Annotated in this window: 21 protein-coding genes and 1 pseudogene; 19 read left to right on the forward strand and 3 right to left on the reverse strand. The window is 33.7% G+C overall.

Features of this window, described 5'->3' with window-relative positions; all coding sequences use genetic code 11:
• Positions 1–9: 9 nt before the first annotated feature.
• Complete coding sequence (gene priA / locus ACODSI_RS12560) at positions 10–2457, forward strand: replication restart helicase PriA (RefSeq protein WP_488917208.1); 2448 nt, start codon at positions 10–12, stop codon at positions 2455–2457.
• On the opposite strand, the gene ACODSI_RS12565 is transcribed toward priA, so the two are convergent.
• Positions 2454–3149 carry a LytR/AlgR family response regulator transcription factor gene (locus ACODSI_RS12565; RefSeq protein ID WP_488917209.1) on the reverse strand — a complete coding sequence of 232 codons (696 nt, stop codon included), beginning with the start codon at positions 3147–3149 and terminating at the stop codon, positions 2454–2456. The genes priA and ACODSI_RS12565 overlap by 4 nt on opposite strands.
• 211 nt (positions 3150–3360) lie before the next feature.
• Between ACODSI_RS12565 and rpsF the strand changes: the two genes are divergently transcribed.
• The 8 genes from rpsF (at position 3361) to ACODSI_RS12605 (ending at position 9331) form a co-directional block, all read left to right on the forward strand.
• Positions 3361–3702: a 30S ribosomal protein S6 gene (rpsF, locus tag ACODSI_RS12570; protein WP_274781568.1), complete on the forward strand. Its 342-nt coding sequence runs from the start codon at positions 3361–3363 to the stop codon at positions 3700–3702.
• Positions 3703–3704: 2 nt separating this feature from the next.
• Positions 3705–4001, forward strand: coding sequence for a 30S ribosomal protein S18 (rpsR, locus tag ACODSI_RS12575; RefSeq protein WP_007138295.1), 297 nt, complete (start codon positions 3705–3707; stop codon positions 3999–4001).
• Positions 4002–4065: 64 nt separating this feature from the next.
• A complete protein-coding gene (gene rplI, locus ACODSI_RS12580; protein ID WP_488917210.1) occupies positions 4066–4506 on the forward strand; it encodes a 50S ribosomal protein L9 in 441 nt (146 codons plus the stop codon).
• A gap of 158 nt (positions 4507–4664) precedes the next feature.
• Positions 4665–5138 (forward strand): DUF6495 family protein, encoded by a 474-nt coding sequence (locus tag ACODSI_RS12585; RefSeq protein WP_488917267.1) that lies wholly within the window; start codon positions 4665–4667, stop codon positions 5136–5138.
• Between the two features lie 69 nt (positions 5139–5207).
• Positions 5208–7205 carry an NAD-dependent DNA ligase LigA gene (ligA, locus tag ACODSI_RS12590; protein ID WP_488917211.1) on the forward strand — a complete coding sequence of 666 codons (1998 nt, stop codon included), beginning with the start codon at positions 5208–5210 and terminating at the stop codon, positions 7203–7205.
• Entirely contained in the window at positions 7195–7878 is a 684-nt protein-coding gene (locus ACODSI_RS12595; RefSeq protein WP_488917212.1) for a hypothetical protein, read from the forward strand. The genes ligA and ACODSI_RS12595 overlap by 11 nt, the downstream gene beginning before the upstream one ends.
• 1 nt (position 7879) lies before the next feature.
• Positions 7880–8581 carry a hypothetical protein gene (locus tag ACODSI_RS12600; protein WP_488917213.1) on the forward strand — a complete coding sequence of 234 codons (702 nt, stop codon included), beginning with the start codon at positions 7880–7882 and terminating at the stop codon, positions 8579–8581.
• 240 nt (positions 8582–8821) lie between these two features.
• A complete protein-coding gene (locus ACODSI_RS12605) occupies positions 8822–9331 on the forward strand; it encodes a hypothetical protein (protein WP_488917214.1) in 510 nt (169 codons plus the stop codon).
• Here the strand turns inward: ACODSI_RS12605 and ACODSI_RS12610 are convergent.
• Both ACODSI_RS12610 and ACODSI_RS12615 read right to left on the reverse strand, forming a co-directional pair.
• On the reverse strand, positions 9299–10213 hold the full coding sequence (locus ACODSI_RS12610) for a bifunctional metallophosphatase/5'-nucleotidase (RefSeq protein ID WP_488917215.1): 915 nt from the start codon (positions 10211–10213) through the stop codon (positions 9299–9301). The two genes, ACODSI_RS12605 and ACODSI_RS12610, sit on opposite strands and share 33 nt — an antisense overlap.
• A gap of 24 nt (positions 10214–10237) precedes the next feature.
• Positions 10238–10984 (reverse strand): 5'-nucleotidase C-terminal domain-containing protein, encoded by a 747-nt coding sequence (locus ACODSI_RS12615; protein WP_488917216.1) that lies wholly within the window; start codon positions 10982–10984, stop codon positions 10238–10240.
• A 78-nt stretch (positions 10985–11062) separates the two neighbouring features.
• Here ACODSI_RS12615 and ACODSI_RS12620 point away from each other — a divergent pair, with 78 nt between their 5' ends.
• From ACODSI_RS12620 to ACODSI_RS12665, 10 genes and pseudogenes are all read left to right on the forward strand, one after another.
• On the forward strand, positions 11063–11581 hold the full coding sequence (locus ACODSI_RS12620) for a DUF6913 domain-containing protein (protein WP_488917217.1): 519 nt from the start codon (positions 11063–11065) through the stop codon (positions 11579–11581).
• Between the two features lies 1 nt (position 11582).
• The gene (gene dapA, locus ACODSI_RS12625; protein ID WP_488917218.1) at positions 11583–12458 is read left to right on the forward strand and encodes a 4-hydroxy-tetrahydrodipicolinate synthase; all 876 of its coding nucleotides are present in this window, start codon (positions 11583–11585) and stop codon (positions 12456–12458) included.
• A gap of 120 nt (positions 12459–12578) precedes the next feature.
• On the forward strand, positions 12579–13373 hold the full coding sequence (locus tag ACODSI_RS12630) for an outer membrane protein assembly factor BamD (protein ID WP_488917219.1): 795 nt from the start codon (positions 12579–12581) through the stop codon (positions 13371–13373).
• A gap of 9 nt (positions 13374–13382) precedes the next feature.
• Complete coding sequence (locus ACODSI_RS12635) at positions 13383–13700, forward strand: DNA-directed RNA polymerase subunit omega (RefSeq protein ID WP_488917220.1); 318 nt, start codon at positions 13383–13385, stop codon at positions 13698–13700.
• Between the two features lie 9 nt (positions 13701–13709).
• On the forward strand, positions 13710–14921 hold the full coding sequence (coaBC, locus tag ACODSI_RS12640) for a bifunctional phosphopantothenoylcysteine decarboxylase/phosphopantothenate--cysteine ligase CoaBC (protein ID WP_488917221.1): 1212 nt from the start codon (positions 13710–13712) through the stop codon (positions 14919–14921).
• Positions 14914–15801, forward strand: coding sequence for a type IX secretion system protein PorD (gene porD, locus ACODSI_RS12645; RefSeq protein WP_488917268.1), 888 nt, complete (start codon positions 14914–14916; stop codon positions 15799–15801). The genes coaBC and porD overlap by 8 nt, the downstream gene beginning before the upstream one ends.
• 22 nt (positions 15802–15823) lie before the next feature.
• Complete coding sequence (recN, locus tag ACODSI_RS12650) at positions 15824–17476, forward strand: DNA repair protein RecN (protein WP_488917222.1); 1653 nt, start codon at positions 15824–15826, stop codon at positions 17474–17476.
• A 65-nt stretch (positions 17477–17541) separates the two neighbouring features.
• Positions 17542–18732: an enoyl-ACP reductase FabV gene (gene fabV / locus ACODSI_RS12655; RefSeq protein ID WP_488917223.1), complete on the forward strand. Its 1191-nt coding sequence runs from the start codon at positions 17542–17544 to the stop codon at positions 18730–18732.
• A gap of 92 nt (positions 18733–18824) precedes the next feature.
• Complete coding sequence (locus tag ACODSI_RS12660; protein WP_488917224.1) at positions 18825–22817, forward strand: GEVED domain-containing protein; 3993 nt, start codon at positions 18825–18827, stop codon at positions 22815–22817.
• 89 nt (positions 22818–22906) lie between these two features.
• Positions 22907–23902, forward strand: a pseudogene (locus ACODSI_RS12665) (glycosyltransferase family 2 protein); the annotation flags it as partial.
• Between the last annotated feature and the right edge of the window lies 1 nt (position 23903).

Raw genomic sequence — 23903 nt, forward strand, 5'->3', positions numbered from 1 at the left:
TTTAAAAACATGCATTTTATAGAAGTAATTTTACCGCTTTCTTTGCCCAAAACGTTTACGTACAGCGTTTCGGAAGCCGAGTATCATTACATCAAAGCAGGCATGCGTGTGGCAGTTCCGTTTGGGAAAAGTAAAATCTATACAGCATTAGTGGCAGCGGTTCATCAAAATCCACCAACCTTATACGAAGCCAAAGAAATCCATCAAATTTTAGACGAAAAACCAGTTGTTAACGAATTTCAATTGCAGCATTGGAACTGGATTGCATCGTATTATATGTGCAATATTGGTGATGTTTTTCGTTGTGCGATGCCGTCGGCTTTTATTTTGGAAAGCGAAACGATTATTTCACAAAAGAAAGATAATGTAGTTGAAGAAACCGAATTGTCTGACGATGAATTTCTAATTTATGAAGCGTTGCAACACCAAAGTTCGTTGAAAGTACAAGATATTATGGCCATTCTGAATAAGAAGAATATTTTTCCGGTAGTTCAAAAATTACTGAATAAAAATGTGCTTTCGCTTCAAGAAGAACTGCTCGATGAATACAAACCGAAGTTAATTCGATACATTCGTTTGCACGAAGATTATTCGTCAGATGAAAGTTTGATTGCTTTGTTAGATTCTTTAAAAGGAGCCAAGCAAAAGGAATTGGTACTGCATTATTTTCAACTCAATGCACAGCAAAAAAAGCCAATATCGGTAAAGCAATTAACCGAAGTTTCTCCAGTTTCTAGCGCAACTATCAAAGCATTAGTCGATAAAAATATCTTTGAAGAATATTACATTCAAGAAGACAGAGTTAACTTTGAAGGAAATAAAATTGATACTAATTTGGTTTTAAGTGAAGCACAACAAAAAGCTTTTACAGAAATTAAAGAAAGTTTTCAATCCATAGATGTTTCGTTGCTTCATGGCGTGACGTCTTCAGGTAAAACAGAAATTTATACCAAGTTAATTGAAGAATATATCGCTCAAGGCAAACAAGTATTGTATTTGTTGCCAGAAATCGCACTTACAACTCAATTGGTTTCGCGTTTGACGGCGCATTTTGGAAATCAAGTCGCGGTTTTTCATTCTAAATATTCTAATAATGAGCGTGTTGAGGTTTGGAATCAGGTTTTAGAAAATTCGGAGAAAGCTAAAATAGTCATAGGAGCAAGGTCGTCATTATTTTTACCTTTTTCTAATTTGGGTTTAATCATCATTGATGAAGAGCACGAGCAAACGTTCAAGCAACAAGATCCAGCGCCACGATACCATGCGCGTGATGCAGCTATAGTTCTTGCACAATCGCAAAAAGCAAAAGTATTATTAGGTTCGGCAACGCCAAGTATTGAAACCTATTTTAATGCCCAATCGGGTAAATATGGAATGATTTCTATCAATGAGCGATTTGGAAAAACGCCTTTACCTGAAGTTGCTTTAGTCGATTTGAAAGAAAATTATTTTAAAAAACGGATGAAAGGACATTTCAGTTTGACTTTAATTGAAGCGATAACGGAAGCCTTGACTTTGGGTGAACAAGTAATTTTATTTCAAAATCGTCGTGGATTTTCACCTGTTTTAGAATGTATGACCTGTGGTCATATTCCGCAATGTACCAGTTGCAGTGTGAGTTTGACGTATCACAAATTCAAAAATCAATTGCGTTGTCATTATTGTGGGTATTCGATTGCAAAACCCACGAATTGTCACGCCTGTTCGAGTATTGATATTTCCACCAAAGGTTTCGGAACCGAGCAAATCGAATTGGAATTGGCCGAGTTATTTCCATCCAAAAACATCAAGCGCATGGATCAAGATACCACGCGAGGCAAATACAGTTTTGAAAAATTAATCGACAGTTTTAAAAATCGTGAGATTGATATTTTAGTTGGAACGCAAATGCTGGCCAAAGGATTGGATTTTGATAACGTTTCTTTAGTGGGAATCATGAATGCCGATACGATGTTGTATCATCCCGATTTTAGAGCCTTTGAACGTAGTTTTCAAATGATGACTCAAGTTTCGGGACGCGCTGGTCGTTCGGATAAACGCGGAAAAGTGATTATTCAAACGTACAATATCAATCATAATATCATCCAACAAGTAACGCATAATGATTATGAAGGCATGTACAAAGAGCAATTGTATGAGCGTCAGATTTACAAATATCCACCGTATTTTCGTTTGATAAAATTAACGTTAAAGCATCGTGATTTTGATAAATTAAAAGAGGGATCGATGTGGTTGTATCAAGTGATGCAACAAAATTTGCAATTGCCAGTTTTAGGACCAGAAGAGCCTGGAATTAATAGAATTCGCAATGAATACATTCGTACCATTATGGTAAAAATTCCGCAGAGTTCGGCCATTGGAAGCACAAAAAAAACTATCCAGAAAATTCTGAATAGTTTTGAAGTTATTCCGCAATACAGAACCATTAAAGTTACTGCAAACGTTGATTTTTATTAAGCAATAGCTAATGCTTTGATTAAATCTTCTTTCTTATTACGACTTAATGGAATTTTAGTAACACCAATTTCGGCGAATTTACTATTAAAACGTTCCACTTTATCGATATTAATAATGTACGATTTATGAACTCGAATGAATTTGTCTTTAGACAAGTCTTTTTCAAAAGATTTCATAGTTGAGAGAACAAGATTAGTATCTTCTTCGGTAACTACTTTTACATAATCACCATAAGCTTCAATCCACTTAATTTTATTGGTATAAACTTTAAGTTTTTTCAAATTACTTTTAATAAAGATGTGTTCTCCTTCTTCTTCGTAGTTTTCACGTTTCATCATGTGAAAATCTAGAGCTCTTTTTACAGATGCATTAAAGCGTTCTAATACAATAGGTTTCTGTAAATAGTCGGTCGCGTCATAATCAAAAGCTTTTAAAGCGTATTCAGCTTTAGAAGTAATAAATATAACTTGTGGTTTAACTTTTAAACCATCAATAAAATCAAAACCACTGATAACTGGCATTTCTACATCAAGGAATATCAGGTCAACAGTATGAACCGTCATGCAATTTTTGGCTTCAATTGCATTAGAAAAATCACCCACAAGTTGTAGATTAGGATGATTATTCACTAACTTTGCAATGACCATCCTCTGAAGAGAACTGTCATCAACTACGACACAATTTAATTTCATAATTTAGTGTTATTATAGATTTGGTGAGACAAATATAACATCTTTTTTTATAAAAACTAACGTTTATCGATTTTTTTTGCATTTAAGCAGTGTTTTTTTGCATTTAGGCGATAATCAGAGGGTAAAATTTATATTTTATATTTGATGTTTGTGTAAAAGATATTTATTGTTATCTTTGCACCCAATTTTATATAATTAAAACATATTTATTATGAATCATTACGAAACTGTTTTCATCTTAAATCCCGTTTTATCTGAAGTTCAGGTAAAGGAAACAGTAAGCAAATTTGAAGATTTTCTTACAAGTAGAGGAGCAAAGATGGTATCAAAAGAGGATTGGGGCTTAAAAAAATTAGCTTACGAAATCCAAAACAAAAAAAGTGGTTTTTACCATTTGTTTGAATTCCAAGTAGCTCCAGAAGTATTAATTGCTTTTGAAACTGAATTTAGACGTGACGAAAGAGTAATGCGTTTCTTAACTGTAAGTTTAGATAAACACGCGATATCTTGGGCAGAAAGAAGAAGAGAAAAACTTAAAGTAGCAAAAGCTTAATCATGGCAACATTACAACAATCAGCTTCAGGAAAAAAAGACGGAGATATCAGATATTTAACGCCTTTGAACATCGAAACTAACAAAACTAAAAAGTATTGTCGTTTCAAAAAATCTGGAATCAAATACATCGATTACAAAGATGCAGATTTCTTATTGAAATTCGTAAACGAGCAAGGTAAAATTCTACCTCGTCGTTTAACAGGAACTTCATTAAAATACCAAAGAAAAGTGTCAGTTGCTGTGAAAAGAGCACGTCATTTAGCTTTAATGCCATACGTGGCCGATTTATTAAAATAATTTAAAATCAACAGTTGTTGGTTTCTCGCAAAGGGAACCTAACTTCTATAATAAGGACAACAACATGGAACTTATATTAAAACAAGACGTTCAAAACGTAGGATTTAAAGATGATATCGTTACAGTTAAAGCTGGTTACGGTCGTAATTTCTTAATTCCTCAAGGATTTGCTCAATTAGCTACACCTTCTGCAAAGAAAGTATTAGCTGAAAACTTAAAGCAAAAAGCACATAAAGAAGCTAAAGTGGTGGCTGATGCAAATAAAGTTGCAGATGCATTAAAAGCTTTAGAAATTAAAATTGCTTCAAAAGCAGGTGGTGAAAAATTATTTGGTTCTGTAACCAATATTGATATCGCTGCTGCATTAGAAGCTGCAGGTCAACCAGTAGAGAGAAAATTCATTACTAGTGGAACTGTAAAAAGAACTGGAAAATACACTGCTTCTATCAGATTACATAGAGATGTAGTAGTTGAATTACCATACGAAATTGTAGCTGAAGTTTAATAGTTCACTACATACAATTTAAATCCCGATGTAAGTCGGGATTTTTTTATGTTTAAAAAAATCAATATTCAATATTTCAAGTTGAATATTCTTAGTTAAAAAAATAAATTAAAATGTTGGATATTCAACTTGGAATGTTCAATTTTGAAATACAGGATATGAAATACAAAAGATTAACCAAAGAACAGTTTGAAGCCTTACATCAAGAATTTGCTAATTTTTTGGCTTCACAATCCATCGATAAAAAAGAATGGGATGAATTGAAAACACACAAACCCGATGTAGCCGAACAAGAACTCGATGTTTTTTCGGATTTGATTTGGGAAGGTGTTTTAACGAATGCTCAATTTTTAGAACATTTTTCTAGAAATCATATTTTTTTGTTCCATTGCCAAAAGGAATTAATTCAATCTATTGTTTTGAAAGCTTTGGCATCTGATGTTGATTTTATGACTAAAGAAGGTTTACAATGGTTGAGTGATAACCTTTTTACAGATACTGTAGAAATTCACATTGGCAAGAAAGAGTATGGAGAAGAACGTAATACGGCTATTTTTAACTTGATTACAGAAGGAGCTATTCTTAGTGACGGTCAACTCTATCTTCAAATAAACAATATTCTACAATCATAATGTTTTTACATTCAAAAATATTGGCTATTTTAGTACTCGAAACGAACTAATTTTAGCCATTTCTAATTTATGGATATTCAGCAAACCATTCTGAATCTACGGGAAGAACTTAACTTGCACAACCACAACTATTATGTTTTGGATAAGCCGACTATTTCCGATTTTGAATTCGATCAAAAATTGAAGCAACTTCAAGATTTGGAGGCAAAATATCCAGAATTTTTTGATGAAAATTCGCCCACACAACGTGTAGGAGGAACCATTACTAAGAATTTTCAAACAGTAGTTCACGAAAATCGAATGTATTCGTTGGATAATTCCTATTCTAAAGAAGATTTACAAGATTGGGAAACCAAAATTCAGAAGGTTTTAGGAAATGTTTCATTGCAATATACTTGTGAATTAAAATATGACGGCGCTTCGATATCTATTACTTATGAAAATGGTAAATTAGTAAAGGCAGTCACTCGTGGTGATGGTTTTCAAGGTGATGATGTGACCAATAATATCAAAACGATAAAGTCCATTCCGCTTAAGCTAAAAGGAAATTTCCCTCCCAAATTTGATATTCGTGGAGAAATTATTCTTCCCTTAGAAGGCTTTGAAAAAATGAACCAGGAGTTAATAGATATCGGTGAGATGCCTTATTCAAATCCGAGAAACACCGCTTCTGGAAGTTTAAAATTACAAGATAGTGCCGAGGTTGCTAAACGTCCATTAGATTGTTTATTGTACTTTATTATTGGAAATAGCTTGCCTTTTAGTTCGCAATATGATGGTTTAGAAACTGCCAGAAATTGGGGTTTTAAAGTGCCTTCGCAATCAAAATTAGCTCAAAATTTAGACGAAGTTTTTGAGTTTATTAATTATTGGGATGTACACCGTCATGATTTGCCTTATGAAACCGATGGCGTTGTAATTAAGGTTAATGATTTCAATCATCAAAACGAATTGGGTTATACTGCAAAATCGCCGCGATGGGCTATTGCTTATAAATTCAAATCGGAACAAGTTACCACTACATTAAATTCGATTTCGTATCAAGTTGGACGTACTGGAGCCATTACACCAGTAGCCAATTTAGAACCAGTACAACTGGCTGGAACTATTGTGAAACGCGCTTCATTGCACAATGCTGATCAAATTGAAAAATTAGACATTCGAGTAGGTGATGACGTTTTTGTGGAAAAAGGAGGCGAAATTATTCCGAAAATTATTGGTGTTGCCAAAAGAGGCAATCAATTGGAACCTACAAAATACATCACTCATTGTCCAGAATGTAATACCGAATTGACCAGAAAAGAAGGAGAAGCACAGCATTATTGTCCTAATTTTTACGGTTGTCCACCTCAAATTATTGGCCGAATTCAGCATTATATTTCCCGAAAAGCAATGGATATTGAAGGTTTGGGTGGAGAAACGGTGGCATTGTTATACAATAATGGTTTAGTAAAAGACTATTCCGATTTGTATGAATTAACCGTCGACCAAGTGATTCCGTTAGAGCGAATGGCACAAAAAAGTGCTGAAAATTTGGTTAATGGGATTGCCAAATCTAAAGAGGTTCCGTTTGAGCGCGTTTTGTTTGCCCTCGGAATTCGATATGTAGGAGAAACCGTCGCAAAAAAATTAGCCAAGCATTACAAGAATATTGAGGCATTGCGCCAAGCCTCTTTGATGGACCTTATTTTGGTGGATGAAATTGGCGAACGAATAGCACAAAGTGTTATTGAATTCTTCGAAAATCAAAATAATTATCATATCATTGAACGATTAATAGCGTTTGGAGTTCAGTTTGAAATTATTGAAACATACAACCCTAATGCTACTAACAAACTTTTAGGTAAAACCTTTGTGGTTTCTGGAGTTTTTGAAGAATTTTCACGTGATGATTTGAAAAAAGCCATTGAAGATAATGGGGGTAAAATAGGAAGTTCAATTTCTTCTAAAACAGATTATGTAGTAGCTGGAGCGAATATGGGACCTGCTAAATTAGAAAAAGCAAATCATCTAGGAATTCAAATTATTTCTGAAAATGATTTTATAATTATGATTAATGAAAACTAGCAAGGTTGCTTTATACATCTATTTTATATGTTCTTTTTTAGCTGTTATAGCTAATATTTTTATGTTAGACGGATTGAAATTGTTTACATTACCGTTAATCATTCCAGCATTATTTTTTTACTATTATATAGACTCCAAAAAGATGAGCATATTGGTATGTTTGTATTTACTTACCAATTTTATAGGGGATTCTATTGGATTAATGAATTTTGAAAACGAAATTTATTATATCATTCCTCCGTTTTTTATCAGCAATTTAGTAATGGTAATTATATTGATTAAAAACATTGAGAAGTTTAAATTCAATATGCTTAATCTAACGGCATTAATGATAGTTGCGTTATTTTTGATTTATATTTTGTGTATTATTCTAGACTTATTTGCCTTTGGAGAAACTTATATTCAACTACAAGTTGCCGTTTTTGGGTCATTATTAATAATTCTTGCTTTATTGTCAGCCTATAATATTGTCAGTAGAATTAATACTTCTAATTTATTTTCAATGATTAGTGTAAGTTGTGTACTTGTTTCAGATACATTTTACATCTTTTATAATTTTCAAAACCAACTCATTGTTCTCAATTCAATTCATTTTACGTGTCATGTTTTTACCTATTTATTTTTTGTCAAATATGTATTATTAAGAGAAGAGAAAACAATAATTCAACAATAGCATGTCTACAACAACAATAATTTCAGCGATAAAAAAGTCAAATAAAAGTATTTTGATTGTAAACGTTGTTATTTTTCTTTTTTCAATAATAGAAGTCTATGCAGAATTTACAGAAAATAATTCGTTGCAATATTGTTCGAAACCATTTATTTTACCAGCTTTAGCCGTATTTTATTGGTTGTCTACAAAAAAACATTCTTCCCTTTATTTAGTAGCGTTATTGTTCAATTGGATGGCCAATATTTTATTTGTTTCCATCAATTTCAAATTATTGCTTTTAGCTTCAGTGCTGTTTTTGCTCCATCGGATTCTAATTTTAATTAAAATTTTTAAAGATGAGAAAGAACTCAGTTTTGTTCCGATTGCATTAGGTAGTATTCCTTTTTTGTTTTTGTTTTTAAGTTTGATTAATCTGGTGTATGAATCTATTTTTGGAGGTCAGTTTTACTTGATTTTAATTCAAGTGGTGTTGATGACTTTACTCGGAGGCTATTCATTAGCAAATTTTATTATTAAAAACTCAATTTCCAGTAAAATACTCATGATTAGTTCATTATTTTTTGGAGTAAATCTCTTTATTCTTGGTATTAAATATTATTATATTGATTTTTCTTTTCTAAAACCAATCTCAATGGTTTTCTTCGTTTTAGGTCATTATACATTGTGTTATTTTATGATTTCAAGAGAACGAGTTGATATTTAAGTAATTATTAATTTTAGGTCATAGAAAAATAGCTAATTTTATGAAATGAAATTAAACATAAAAGACAATTGTAATACACTCTTAGTTGTAATTTATTTTGCAAATGCAGTAATAGAAGTAGTTGCAGAATATTTTTCCTTTAAACCGATATTGTATATAACAAAGCCATTAATCCCTTTTTTATTAATGGTATTGTACTTTTATAATTCTCCCAAAAAAGATTGGTTCTTTTTTTTGATAATGACTTTTTCATTAATGACCAACATCTTTTTTATACCAAGCGATGATAAACTACTATTTTATGGGGTTATATGTTTTACAATTCATAGAATGTTGTTGCTAATTTTAGTTTTTAAAATTGTTAAAATTAAAGATTACATTCCTTTTACATTGGCAACACTGCCTTTAGGATTTATCTTTTTCTATCTTCTAACTGCAACCGAAGTTCCTGAAAATTCTTTTTATTTATTGATTTTTACCAATTTTTTAGCCTCAATTTTAGGCGGTATTGCAATATCAGGCTACATCATGAACGACACTAAACAAAATTCGTTGTTATTGATAAGTGTTTTATTGTTTCTAGGATTACAATTGGTAGTTTTTATTGAAAAATATTATTTTGCAGATTCCCATTCCGATTTGTTGCGCCCATTAGCAATGAGTTTAAATGCCTTAGCATTTTTTGCATTTTGTTCATTTGTCATTTACTCCGAAAAACTAAACTACAATCGAGGTTCCTTTGCTGGCTAGTTGCTTATCGGTTGTTACATAAAAATCAATTCGCCCTAAATTTAATCCGTAGCATCCCACTTGATTAATTAAAACGTCTTTTCCATCAAGGTTTTTTTCAACCACTGGTTTGTCCAGAAAAGTGTGCGTATGTCCACCAATAATTAAGTCGATGTCTTTGGTTTTTTTTGCCAAAATTAAATCACATACTTTGTTTGGTTCATCTTTGTAGCTAAAACCAATGTGAGATAAACAAATAACCAAATCACATTTTTCTTCTTGTTTAAGAATGCGTGCCATATCGGTTGCCGATTCAATCGGATCGTTATAAACGGTTTCTTTGCAGTTTTTCTTGTCTACCAAACCTTGTAATTCTACTCCAAGTCCGAATACCCCAATTTTTACACCATCTACATACGTAATTTTATAGGGCTTAACGTGTCCGTCTAAAACGGTGTTTTTAAAATCATAATTGGAAGACACAAAGTCAAATTTAGCATTCGGTAGTTGTGCTAATAGGCCGTCTATTCCATTATCAAAATCGTGATTTCCAATAGTTGCAATTTCATATCCCATCATGTTCATTAATTTGAATTCCAATTCACCACCATAATAATTAAAATACGGAGTTCCTTGAAATATATCCCCAGCATCTAATAAAAGTACGTTCGGATTCTCTTTTCGAATGGTTTCAATTATGGCTGCTCGTCGGGCTACACCACCCATGTTTGGATTCTTGGGATGGTTTGGCGGAAACGGATCGATATAACTATGCACATCATTGGTGTGAAGAATGGTAATGTGTTTTACTTTTTCAGTTTTAAAACTGCTCAACGACAAGCCCGTTAGTGTTAAAAGTGCCGAACTAGCAGCGGTATTTTTTATAAATTCTCTTCTTTTCATGTTGTGCTTATTTAAGTTCGGTAACTATTCTTTTGTAATTCTAACGTCAGTATTAATTTTCAAAGTGTCAACATCTCTAAAATAATCAATAATGATGTTGCGAAGTTTGTAATCGGTATCTGTTCGGCTAACACCTTTTTTAAAAAAAGTCATGTTGTCGCCACCATTAGACAGATAATCGGAAGTTACTACATAATAGGTTTTGTCTAATTCTAATGGTTTTCCTTGCACTTGAATGTTTTTTACAGTATTGTCTTTTGCAATAGTAAATGTCATGCCTGCTAATGGGTGTGGTTTTTTTTCGGATACGATATAATTGGCAATTTCTACTAACTGTTCGCCTTTCATTCCAATAACTACAGCACTGTTTTCAAACGGCATTACTTCATAGGCGTTACGCGCTGTGACATTTCCTTTCGGAATTATGGTTCTAATGCCGCCGTGGTTGAGTAAGCAAACATCGATTGATTTTTGTTCTCTTTTTTGGAAAATAACATTGCTTTTTTCTAAAGTAATATCGGCTAAAAAACATCCAATATTGGTTTGCCAAGCGCCAGATTTGTCTAAAGTTTCTGGGCAATAGGCCAATACTTCATTCAAATCTTTGTCTATATTTTCGCGATAGGGTTTGATGTAATTTTCAATTTCAGCAGCACCAGCTTGGTTTTCGGTGATGCCAATTTTCTTACCTTCAATCTTGGTAACATAATAGTGATGACTGGAACAAGAAAGTAATGATATAAATGTTAATAATAAAACAAAATGTTTCATTACAACGGTATAGTTTTTTAGTTTTACCATCTGATATACGACTAATTTTAATTAAATTTGTAATCAAGTAAAAGTACTATGTTTTTAAATAAAATAAAGGATTTTTGGACAAAAAAAATAGTTAAGAAAAGGTTATCAAATGTAAAGTTAATAGATTCAGATAGTTCGATAAAAACGGTAGGTATAGTTTTCGATGAAAGCTATTTTTATGAAAGAAAAGAATTAATAAACGAACTGATTCAACAAGGCATAAATGAAGACTGTATTCAAATTTTAGTCTTTAAAAACAAGATAAAAAAGAATGAAAAATTTGATTATCCTGTTTTTGGATACAAAAATTTGAGTTGGATTGCTAAGGTTGATAGTAGGGAATTTAATGATTTTACGGCTGCAAATTTTGATCTCCTAATCAGTTATTATGACATTGAAAAGGCACCACTTTTGTTAACTACTCATCTTTCAAAAGCCAGTTTTAAAGTCGGATTTGCTTCTATAGACAAGCGATTGAATCATTTTATGATTGATACCAATGCCGAAAACTACATGGTTTTTATGGAGGAATTATTCAAATATTTGAAAATACTAAACAAACTATAACATGCAATCATTAATAGGAACTGGAGTTGCGCTCGTAACGCCATTCAAAAAAGATTTTTCTGTTGATACAGAAGCGTTAACTCGAATTGTGCATTTCCAAATTGATAACGGAATCGATTATTTAGTCGTTCTAGGTACCACTGGCGAAAGCGCTACTTTAAATAAAGCAGAAAAAGAGTTGGTTATCCAAACTGTTGTTGACGCGAACAATGGAAGATTGCCCTTAGTGCTTGGTGTTGGAGGAAACAATACTCATGAAGTTATTGAAGAACTTAAGACAAGAGATTTTTCTAATTTTGTAGCCATTTTATCAGTTTCTCCCTATTACAACAAGCCTACACAGGAAGGAATTTACCAACATTTTAAAGCCATATCACAAGCTTCACCAATACCAGTGATTTTGTATAATGTGCCAGGAAGAACTGGAAGCAATATGTTGCCTTCGACAGTTTTACGTTTGGCTAACGATTTCAAAAATATAGTAGCGATCAAAGAAGCTGCTGGCGACATCGTTCAAGCCATGAAATTATTACAAAATAAACCCGAAGGATTTCATGTGATTTCTGGTGATGACATGATTACATTGCCTATGATTTTAGCAGGTGGAAGTGGCGTTATTTCGGTTATTGGAGAAGGTTTTCCAAAACAATTTTCCGAAATGGTGCGATTGGGGCTGCAACGAAAAGCAGATGACGCTTATAAATTGCATTACCAATTAGCCGATGCCATTGACATGATTTTTGAACAAGGAAATCCGGCTGGAATCAAAGAAGTGTTTAAAACACTAGGTTTGTCAGAGCATACGGTGCGACTTCCATTGGTAAATGTGAATCAAGATTTGGCCGATCGTCTCTCAAAATTTACTAAAGATCTTTAGTTTTTTGGTAAAAAAAATTACAACAAAAAAATATTTCATAGTATCTAATTATTAACTAATTTTGCAGTTCGGTTTTTGAGAAGCTAGTGTCGCTCAAAATCTTGCATTTATAAAACAAAAATGAAGAAAATAATTTCACTTTTATTCCTAGTAGTCCTTTTTTCGTCGTGTAGCGAATATCAAAAAGCATTAAAATCGGAAGAGATTGATAGTAAATATCAAGTCGCAGCCAAGATGTATGACAAAGGTAAATACGACAAAGCACTTCGTTTATTTGAACAAATTGCACCGTCATTCAAAGGAAAACCGCAAGCTGAAAAATTGTTTTATATGTATGCACAGGCTTATTACAAAACCAAACAGTACTATTTAGCAGGATATCAGTTTGAAAACTTTTCATCCAGTTATCCAAGAAGTGAAAAACAAGAAGAAACCTCTTTTTTAGGGGCAAAATGTTATTCTAAATTATCACCTTCTTACAGCTTAGATCAAGCAGATACGGATAAAGCATTAGAGAAATTACAAAGTTTTATTGACACTTATCCCAATTCTACTTTCTTGCCTGAAGCCAATGGTATTGTAAAAGAATTGCGATTCAAAATAGAGAAAAAAGCATTTGAAAATGCTAAACAATACAATACAATTTCCGATTTTAAGGCGGCACAAATAGCATTTGATAACTTTATTTCAGATTTTCCAGGAACAACATTTAAAGAAGAAGCGTTGTTCTACAAGTTGGATTCTGCCTATAAATTAGCTATAAACAGTGTTCCTCAAAAAATGGAGGAACGATTGAATAATGCTAAAACTGCATATAACAGTTTGGTGAAATTTAAAGCGGATTCAAAATTCAAATCGAAGGCAGACGAAATGTTAGCCAAAATTGAAAAAGATTTAAAACAATTTTCTAAATAAATAAAAGTCATGGATTTAAAAAAGACCACTGCACCAGTAAACACAATAACATACAATAAAACTGTTATTGAAGAACCTACAGGGAATGTTTATGAAGCAATAACTATTATGGCTAAAAGAGCAAACCAAATTAATACTGAAATCAAAAAAGAATTGATTGAGAAATTAGATGAGTTTGCTACTTACAATGATAGCTTAGAAGAAGTCTTTGAAAACAAAGAACAAATTGAAGTTTCTAAATTTTATGAAAAACTTCCAAAACCACACGCTCTTGCTGTTCAAGAATGGATGGATGGTAAGATTTATCATAAAGACACAAACAAATAATAAAGAGCCATGTCAGTTTTAAGCGGAAAGAAAATAATACTAGGTATTTCTGGTGGTATTGCCGCTTATAAAACAGCATCATTAGTTCGACTATTTATAAAAGCAGGTGCCGAGGTCCAAGTGATCATGACACCTGCTTCTAAGGATTTTGTGACACCACTTACATTATCAACCTTATCTAAAAATCCGGTTCACTCTACTTTTTATCACGAAGAAGACGATAACGCACAATGGAATAATCATGTGGAGTTAGGTCTTTGGGCCGATTTGATGATTATTGCTCCGGCAACAGCCAATACCTTATCTAAAATGGTGAATGGCAATTGCGATAATCTTTTAATAGCGACTTATTTGTCGGCAAAATGCCCAGTTTATTTTGCGCCTGCAATGGATTTGGATATGTACAAACACCCTTCCACTGTTGCGTCCTTCAATACGTTAAAACAATTTGGAAACACCATAATTCCTGCCGAATCAGGAGAATTGGCTAGTGGTTTATCAGGTGAAGGCAGAATGGCAGAACCCGAAAATATTGTTGCCTTTTTGGAAGCCGATTTGCTGAGTAAATTGCCATTGAAAGGAAAAAAAATACTCATTACTGCAGGTCCTACATACGAAGCAATAGATCCCGTGCGTTTTATAGGGAATCATGCTTCTGGAAAAATGGGATTTGATATTGCTAATGAAGCTGCAAATTTAGGAGCTGAAGTGATTTTGGTTTCAGGACCGACTCATTTGAAAGTAAAAAATAATGCTGTAAAAGTTGTTAAAGTGACGTCTGCTCAAGAAATGTATGATGCCTGTCATCAATATTTTAAAGATGTTGATGTAGCTATAGCAGCAGCAGCAGTAGCCGATTACAAGCCTAGAAATGTCGCAGTGCAAAAAATCAAAAAAAATGCCAGCGATTTTATGATTGAGTTGGAAAAAACAAAAGATATTTTAGCGTCTTTTGGTACTGAAAAGCAGCATCAGTTTTTAATTGGATTTGCTTTAGAAACTGAAAATGAAATTGAAAATGCTATCTTGAAAATTCAGAAAAAAAACTTAGATTTGATAGTTTTAAATTCGCTTCAAGATCAAGGAGCAGGTTTTGGTCAGCCCACCAATAAGATTACTTTCATTGATAAAAACTTGACTGTTGAACCAATGGAATTGAAATCAAAAGAAGCAGTGGCTGTCGATATTTTAAATAAAGTAATAACTCACTATGATGCGTAATATTTTCAGTTTAATTTTGATTTGTCTTTTTGCAACGGCTCAATCTCAAGAGTTGAATTGCAAGGTGATTGTAAATTACGACAAGATCACTAATGCTAACAATCAGATTTTTAAAAGTTTGGAGTCTTCTTTGAACGATTTTGTAAACAAAACAGCTTGGACTGAAAAGACATACAAAGACAACGAGAAAATCAGTTGTACGATGTTCATTACCTTGAACTCGTATGAATCTAATAACTTTGAAGCAACTATCCAAGTTCAGGCTTCAAGACCTGTTTACAATTCGAGTTTTACCACATCCATTTTAAATATTAACGACAAGGATTTTAACTTTCAATACATTGAATTTCAAAATTTGTACTACAGTCCAACGAGTTACGATTCTAATTTAGTTTCTACTATTGCCTATTACTGTTATATTATTCTCGGAGTAGATGCAGAAACTTTTGCGGTTGATAGTGGTTCTGGTTATTTTCAATCGGCACAAGAAATTGTGAGTTTGGCAGCTGCAACTGGCGGTAAAGGCTGGTCGCAAACCGACAAAACACAAAATCGATATTATTTAGTAAACGACTTATTATCTACTACATTTAGACCGTATCGTGAGGCTATGTTCCAATATCATTTTAATGGGTTAGACAATATGTACAAAGATTTAAAAACTTCCAAAGAAGCCATTGTTAAATCTATCAATACACTAGCAACAGTGCACAGTGCACGACCAAATGCCTATTTAACACGAATATTTTTTGATGCGAAAGCCGACGAAATTGTATCTATATTTTCTGGAGGTCCAAGTGTTACAATAGATGGTTTTGTTGATAAGTTATCTCAAATTTCTCCTACCAATTCTTCTAAATGGGTCAATATAAAGTTTTAATTTTGCATTAAATCTTTAACGAATGATTACATCTCTATCCATTGAAAATTTTGCTTTAATAGAAAAATTATCGGTATCATTTACCGATGGATTTTCTGTGATAACCGGTGAAACTGGTGCAGGAAAATCAATACTTCTTGGGGCATTAGGATTAGTTTTGGGCAAACGTGCCGATTTGGCTTCACTTAAAAACAAAGAAGAAAAGTGTGTTATTGAAGCCTATTTTCAAATTAAAAATTACAACTTAAAATCGTTTTTTGAAGCCAATGATTTGGATTATGAAGACGAAACCATCATTCGAAGAGAAATATTACCTTCAGGTAAATCTCGTGCCTTTATCAATGATACTCCAGTAAACTTGAATGAACTGCAAGAATTAAGTAATTACCTCATTGATATCCATTCGCAACACCAAACGCAAGAACTTTCAGATGATGTGGTTCAATTTCAAATCATTGATTCGGTGGCGTCTAATTTTGATTTAATTGCAGAATATTCCACTAAATTAAAAGAATATAAAAAATATAAATCCGAACTAAAATCTAAAAAAGAAGTATTGCAATCGGTTTTAAAAGAACAAGATTACAACACTTTTTTATTGGAAGAATTATTGGCTGCCAATTTAAAATCGGGTGAACAAGAAGATTTAGAACTCCAATTTGAAAAACTCAATAACGTTGAATTTATCAAAGAGAATCTAGTAAAATCGTTGTCTGTGGCTAATGAAGAGCAATTTGGTGTCCTTCAAAATTTAAAAGAAATTAAAGCCTCATTTCAAAGAATCGCTGGTTTTTCTACAGAATATCAAAATCTTTTTGAACGCATTAACAGTGTTTTAATTGAGTTTGATGATATTGAAAAAGAGTTAAATCGGTTGTCAGATACAATATATTCCAATCCTGAAGAATTACAGCTAATTAATGAAAAGTTACAATTGATTTATGCGTTACAAAAGAAGCATCAAGTCAATTCGGTTGATGAATTATTGCTCATTCAGAATGATTTAGATTCTAAAGTAGTTTCGGTAACGACATTAGAATCGGAAATCAATTCTATAGAACAGCAAATTGTTGTCATAGAAAGCCAGTTGAACGATTTGGCTATCGAAATTCACGAAAATAGAGTAGGAGCAATTCCGATTTTAACCAATAAATTAGCTGTTATACTTGAACAATTAGGAATGGCTAATGCCCGATTTGATATTCAAATAACACTCAAAGAAGATTTTTTCGCTAACGGAAAAGACAACATTCAATTTTTGTTTTCGGCCAATAAAGGTTCCGATTTTGGATTGTTGAAAAAGGTTGCTTCTGGTGGTGAAATGTCACGTATTATGCTTGCTGTTAAGTCGGTATTATCGCAATATTCCAAACTTCCTACCATAATTTTTGACGAAATTGATACAGGTGTTTCTGGTGAAATTGCCCATAAAATGGGAGAAATTATGAAAGGAATGAGTGAGAACATGCAGGTTTTTGCTATTACACATTTACCACAAATAGCTGGAAAAGGAAAAGATCACTTTAAAGTTTTCAAAGTAATAAAAGACAATCAGACCCAATCGGAATTGAAATTATTGACTGCTGATGAGCGTGTTATAGAAATTGCACAAATGCTTTCGGGAACAGTGGTGTCCGATTCAGCTTTAAATCATGCCAAGGAATTGCTGAACTAAAAAATTGAATTATATTTGCTTGGCTTGAAAATGAAACTTCAAAATAGAAATAAAAACATAAGATTATGATTATAGAACCAAGAATGCGTGGCTTTATTTGTTTGACAGCTCATCCAAAAGGTTGCGAACAAAACGTAAAAAATCAGATTGAATACGTAAAATCAAAAGGAAAAATTGAAGGCGCTAAACGTGTTTTAGTTATTGGTGCTTCAACCGGATTTGGTTTGGCATCTCGAATATCAAGTGCTTTTGGTTGCGATGCAGCCACTATTGGAGTATTTTTTGAAAAGCCAGCATCGGAAGGAAAAACAGCTTCACCAGGTTGGTACAATTCGGCCGCTTTTGAAAATGAAGCCCACAAAGCAGGTTTATATGCTAAAAGTATCAATGGAGATGCATTTTCAAACGAAGTAAAACAGCAAACAATCGATTTAATTAAAGCCGATTTAGGGCAAGTTGATTTGGTAATCTACAGTTTGGCCTCACCTGTTCGATTACATCCTGTTACTGGAGTTTTACACCGTTCTACTTTAAAACCAATTGGTGCAACATTTACCAATAAAACAGTTGATTTTCACACGGGTAATGTAACGCAAGTGTCCATTGAACCAGCCAATCAAGACGATATTGACAATACCGTTGTGGTTATGGGTGGTGAAGATTGGTCAATGTGGATGGAAGCTTTGAAAAAAGAAGGATTGTTAGCGCCAGGTGCAACGACAATTGCTTATTCTTATATTGGACCAGCAGTTACTGAAGCAGTCTACAGAAAAGGGACTATTGGTAGAGCCAAAGACCATTTAGAAGCTACAGCATTTACCATTACAGATAGTTTGAAAGAGGTAGGAGGAAAAGCCTATGTTTCGGTAAATAAAGCCCTAGTTACCCAAGCGAGTTCTGCTATTCCGGTAATTCCGTTATACATTTCACTGTTGTATAAAATAATGAAAGCAGATGGAATTCATGAAGGTTGCATCGAGCAAATTCAAAGATTGTACAGTCAAAGATTATACACTGGACAAGAAGTTCCGACGGATGCTAATGGACGAATCAGAATTGATGATTGGGAAATGCGTGACGATGTTCAAGAACAAGTTGCTAAATTATGGTTGGAAGCTACTACAGAAACCTTACCAGCAATTGGAGATTTGGCAGGATATAAGCAAGATTTTCTAAATTTATTTGGTTTTGGTTTTGCAGGAGTTGATTATGATGCAGATACAAATGAGTTGGTAATGGTACCAAGTATTCAGTAAAATTTAGTTAAAAAAAGCAATATTTAAGAGCTCACAATTCATTGTGAGCTTTTTTTGTTTAAATTTATACCCTTAATTTAACCTTTTTATTCATGAAAAAAAATACCTATTTAGTAGTTTTGTTTTTTTGCTTGTTTCAATTAGGATTTAGCCAAAATCTATCACAATATACTTTTTCGCAAAGTAATTCAGGATTTACAGCTATCTCTGGTGGAACCGTATTAGGATCAACTACAACTGATGATCAAAGATTTTTAGATCCTGCTGTTCCATTAGGAAGCAGTGCACTTACGGGTGTTGGATTGCCAATTGGATTTAATTTTACATACAATGGATATGTATATGATCGATTTGGAGTAAACGCAAATGGATGGATTTCGTTAGGTTCTTCATTATTGACACCTTCTGTTGATATGAATACCACTACTTCGTATTCTCCATTATCTTCAACAAGCACAGCGGTTTCCAATACCCTTGTTGCAAGAATTTCTGCTTTTTCAAGAGATTTGATGTCACAAGCAGGTGGTGAATTACGATATGAATTAATAGGTACTGCTCCAAACAGAGTTCTAGTAGTACAATGGAAAAATTATTCAAAATATTTAGCTACTGGAGATTCTTACTCTTTTCAAATCCGATTGAATGAAACGTCTAATGTTGTTTCTTTAGTGTATGGAACAATGACAAATAATGCCACTTCAACAACTGCTGATTGTGGATTAAGAGCCAACCCAAATAGTCCTGCAACAAATTTTAACAGTAGAACAACTGCAGTTGATTGGTATGGAACAACGGCAAGTACCACAGCTGCTGATACAGTTTTATTATCATCTACAATTTTCCCAGGTATTGGATTGACATATACTTGGACACCACCACCGTCGTGTTCAGGAGCACCATCTCCAGGAAATACTGTTTCTTCAGCAACTTTAGCATGTAGTGGTGTAAGCTTTACACTTTCATTGCAAAATACAACATCTGGCTCAGGAGTTACTTATCAATGGCAAACTTCTACAAATGGAGTAGCTTATGCAAATGCATCTGGGGCATCCACTGACCCAACTTATACGGCTTCTCAATCAGCGGCTACGTATTATCAGTGTGTTGTTACTTGTACTGCTTCGGGTACAAGTACAACCAGTACTCCAGTTATGATAGGAATGAATACTGCAGCAAACTGTTATTGTACTCCAGCCTATACAACGGGTAAAACTGATGGAGATTTGATTTCAAATATTTCAATAACAGGTACTACTTTAGCCAACAATTCGGGAACAGACCCTGTTAATCCTGCTTACACATTTTTTACAGGATTACCTAATTATACAGGTACACTTCAAGCAGGTACACCTTATACTGTAAACGTTTCTGTAGGTACTTTTGGAAGTCAAAATGTAGCGGTTTGGATTGATTATAATGACGATGGAGTATTTGCTACTTCTGAAAGAGTTGGATATTCATCTGGGGCTATTGCAGCTAATGGTTCGGCTTCTTTTTCTATCACTTTAGCATGTAATCCTCCATTAGGTACGCATAGAATGAGAGTAAGAGATGTATGGAACTTAGGAGGTGTTAATATCGATCCTTGTGCTACATACGGTTATGGTGAAACGGAAGACTATAATGTAACAGTAACAGCTGCTGCAGCTTGTCCTCAACCATCAGCATTAGTAGTTACTAATCTAACAGGAACAACGGCAACATTAGGTTGGACAGCTGGTTGCGTGGAAACCTCTTGGAAAATTTATTTGACAACAGCAGGCAGTCCAGCACCGACTACACCAACCTATTTTAGTACTGTAAATCCATTTGTTGTTACTGGTTTGACGCCAGGAACGGCATACGATTTTTATGTAAGCGCTGATTGTTTAACAAATGGAACGAGCTTGTTGACTGGTCCGTTCTACTTTAGAACATCGCCAGCTAATGACGAATGTGCAGGTGCAGTTCAATTAACAGTAGGTACTGTTTTTGCAGATAATGCAGTAACAGGAAGTAATGTAGCTGCAACAGATTCAAATCCACCTGCACCAGGTTGTGCAAGTTATTTGGGTGGAGATGTTTGGTATAAAGTTACTGTTCCAGTTTCTGGTAATATAACTATTGAAACAAATCCGTCTCCATTGAGTATTATTTCTGATACAGGATTAGCAGTTTACAGTGGAACTTGTGGTGCTTTGAGTCTTGTTTCTTGTGATGATGATTCTAGTGCTAGTGGAAATTTTTCGTTGATTTCTTTAACTGGTAGAACACCAGGAGAGGTTTTATATGTTAATGCATGGGATTATGGAAATGATAATTTTGGTCAATTTCAAATTTCTGCTTACGATTGTTCGTCGAATGCTCCAGCTCCAACAGGAGATGCCGTTCAGGTGTTTTGTAACGCAGCAACAATAGGTGATTTATATGTTGATGGTACGAATATTCAATGGTATGCAGCAGCTACTGGAGGAACTCCTTTGGCTTCGACCGATGCTCTAGTGAACGGTACTACTTATTATGCATCTCAAACCGTTGATTGTGAAAGTTATGCTCGATTTGCAGTAACTGCTACAGTTTCTTCTTATCCTGTTTTTACCAATGCTACAGCAACTACTTGTGATGATGATACTGATGGATTTGCTACTTTTGATTTGACAGCTAGTAATGCAGATGTTACTTCAGAAACAGGGGTTACATTCGAATATTATACAGATTATTTTGAGGCTGATAGCGGAATTAATCCTATTGTAAATCCTACTGCTTTTGTGGGAACATCATCTCAAATTGTATATGTTAAAATTATTAATGCTGCTGGTTGTTATAGTATTGCTGAATTAGCCTTAACGGTTACAACTACATTAGCGCCAACAGGAGATGCTGCTCAAACGTATTGTACAGCAAATACACTTGCTGATATAGTAGTTACTGGTACTGCAATAACTTGGTATGATGCGGCTACTGCTGGAACTGTTTTACCATCTTCAACAGTTTTAGTTTCGGGAACTACTTATTATGCTTCACAGACTGAAAATTCATGTGAAAGCGGTGCTCGTTTAGCAGTTACCGTAACAGAGAATTGTCCGTTTTCAGGTTGTTTGAATGATCCTAATGGACAATATCCATTTTTTACTTCATTCACGCCTGCTTGTATTGGACTACCTCAGGCTATTGCTACCGATTGTTATGCAGGAGAATACTCTATGGTAAATGTGACTTTAGGAGAAACTTATATTTTCTCAAGCTCTATCAATACGGATGTTATTACAATTAGTGACGATACGGGTACAACAATATACACTTACGGATTTGGTTCAGTAACTTGGACATCTACACTTGCAGGTCAAGTTAGATTCTATACGCACGCTGATACTAATTGTACCGATAATCAAGATACTAGAACAAGAGCTGTGCAATGTGGAACTATTATTCCAGCTCCAGCTAATGACGATTGTAGTGGAGCAAGTGCTTTAACACCTGGTGGTGTGTTTAGTGATTATCCACAAGTTGGAACTAACTTAGGTGCAACAGCTTCTACAGGTGTAGCAGATCCAACCTGTTCTTCTTATTCAGGTGGAGATGTTTGGTATAGTGTTGTCGTTCCTGCTTCAGGAAGTATTACTTTTGAAACACAAAGTGATGGATCAAGTGCTATTACTGATACAGGTATTGAAGCGTTTTCAGGTTCTTGTGGTTCATTAACATCTATTGGATGTAATGATGACACTAACACAGATACATTCTCGCTATTATCTTTAACTTCTTTAACTCCAGGATCAACGGTATATTTGAGAGTTTTTGATTATGGTAATACTGAATTCGGAACCTTCCAAGTTTCTGCTTATGATGGTTCATTGGCAACCAATACTTTTGATAATTCTAAATTCAATTACTATCCTAACCCAGTTAAAGATGTCTTGAACTTAAGCTATTCTCAAAATATTAGTAAAGTTCAGATTATGAATGTTTTAGGTCAAGAAGTTCTTGTTAAATCGGTGAATGCCAATCAAAGTCAAGTTGATATGTCAAATCTTCCTTCTGGAACCTATTTAGTAAAAGTGACTTCGGATAATCAAGTTAAAACGATTAAAGTAGTTAAAGAATAAGTATTTCTTATTTAATAATAATGAAAAAGTCCTGCTTCGGCGGGACTTTTCTTTTATAGAAACAGTATCTTTGTTAAAATTTTTTCAGAATGTATTTTTCAATTATTATTCCTGTCTATAATAGACCCGACGAAATAAACGAACTATTAGAAAGTATGCTCCTCACTACCTATAAGAGCGACTTTGAGATTGTAATTGTAGAAGATGGTTCGACCTTGACTTGCGAAGACGTCATTCAAAAATACACTGATAAACTCACCATTTCCTATTATTTTAAATCCAATTCGGGACCCGGTGATTCTAGAAATTATGGTATGAAAAAAGCCAAAGGTGATTATTTTATCATTTTTGATTCCGATTGTATTATTCCAAATCAGTATTTATCAGAAGTTGATAACGAATTAAAGTCCCATTATGTCGATTGTTTTGGTGGACCAGATAAAGCTTTAAAGTCTTTTTCAAATATTCAAAAAGCCATAAATTTTGCGATGACTTCTTTTTTAACCACTGGCGGAATTCGAGGCGGTTCGGAAAAAATAGATAAATTCCAACCCAGAAGTTTCAATATGGGAATTTCTAAAAAAGCTTTTGAAGCCTCCAAAGGTTTTGGCAATATTCATCCAGGTGAAGATCCCGATTTGTCTATAAGGTTATGGAAATTAGGTTATGAAACCAGATTGTTTTCTTCGGCATTTGTCTATCATAAGCGAAGAATCGATTGGGATAAATTCAGTATCCAAGTTTCAAAGTTTGGAAAAGCACGTCCTATATTGAATTCTTGGTATCCAGAATATAAGAAATTAACTTACTGGTTTCCGTCGCTTTTTGTCATCGGATTTGTGGTGTCATTCGCCTTATTGTTTGTCTTGTTTGATTGGGCATTAAAATTCTATTTCCTCTATTTTAGTATAATATTCATCGTTTCTAGTATTCAAAATAAAAATCCATTAATTGGACTATTATCCATTGTTGCAGTATGGAAACAATTTTTTGGATACGGAATTGGTTTTCTAACCTCATTTTATAAAATAGCTGTTTTAGGGAAAAAACCACAAGAAGCATTTCCAGAACTTTTTTTTAAAGTAA

The organism is Flavobacterium sp. FG139, from assembly GCF_057809695.1.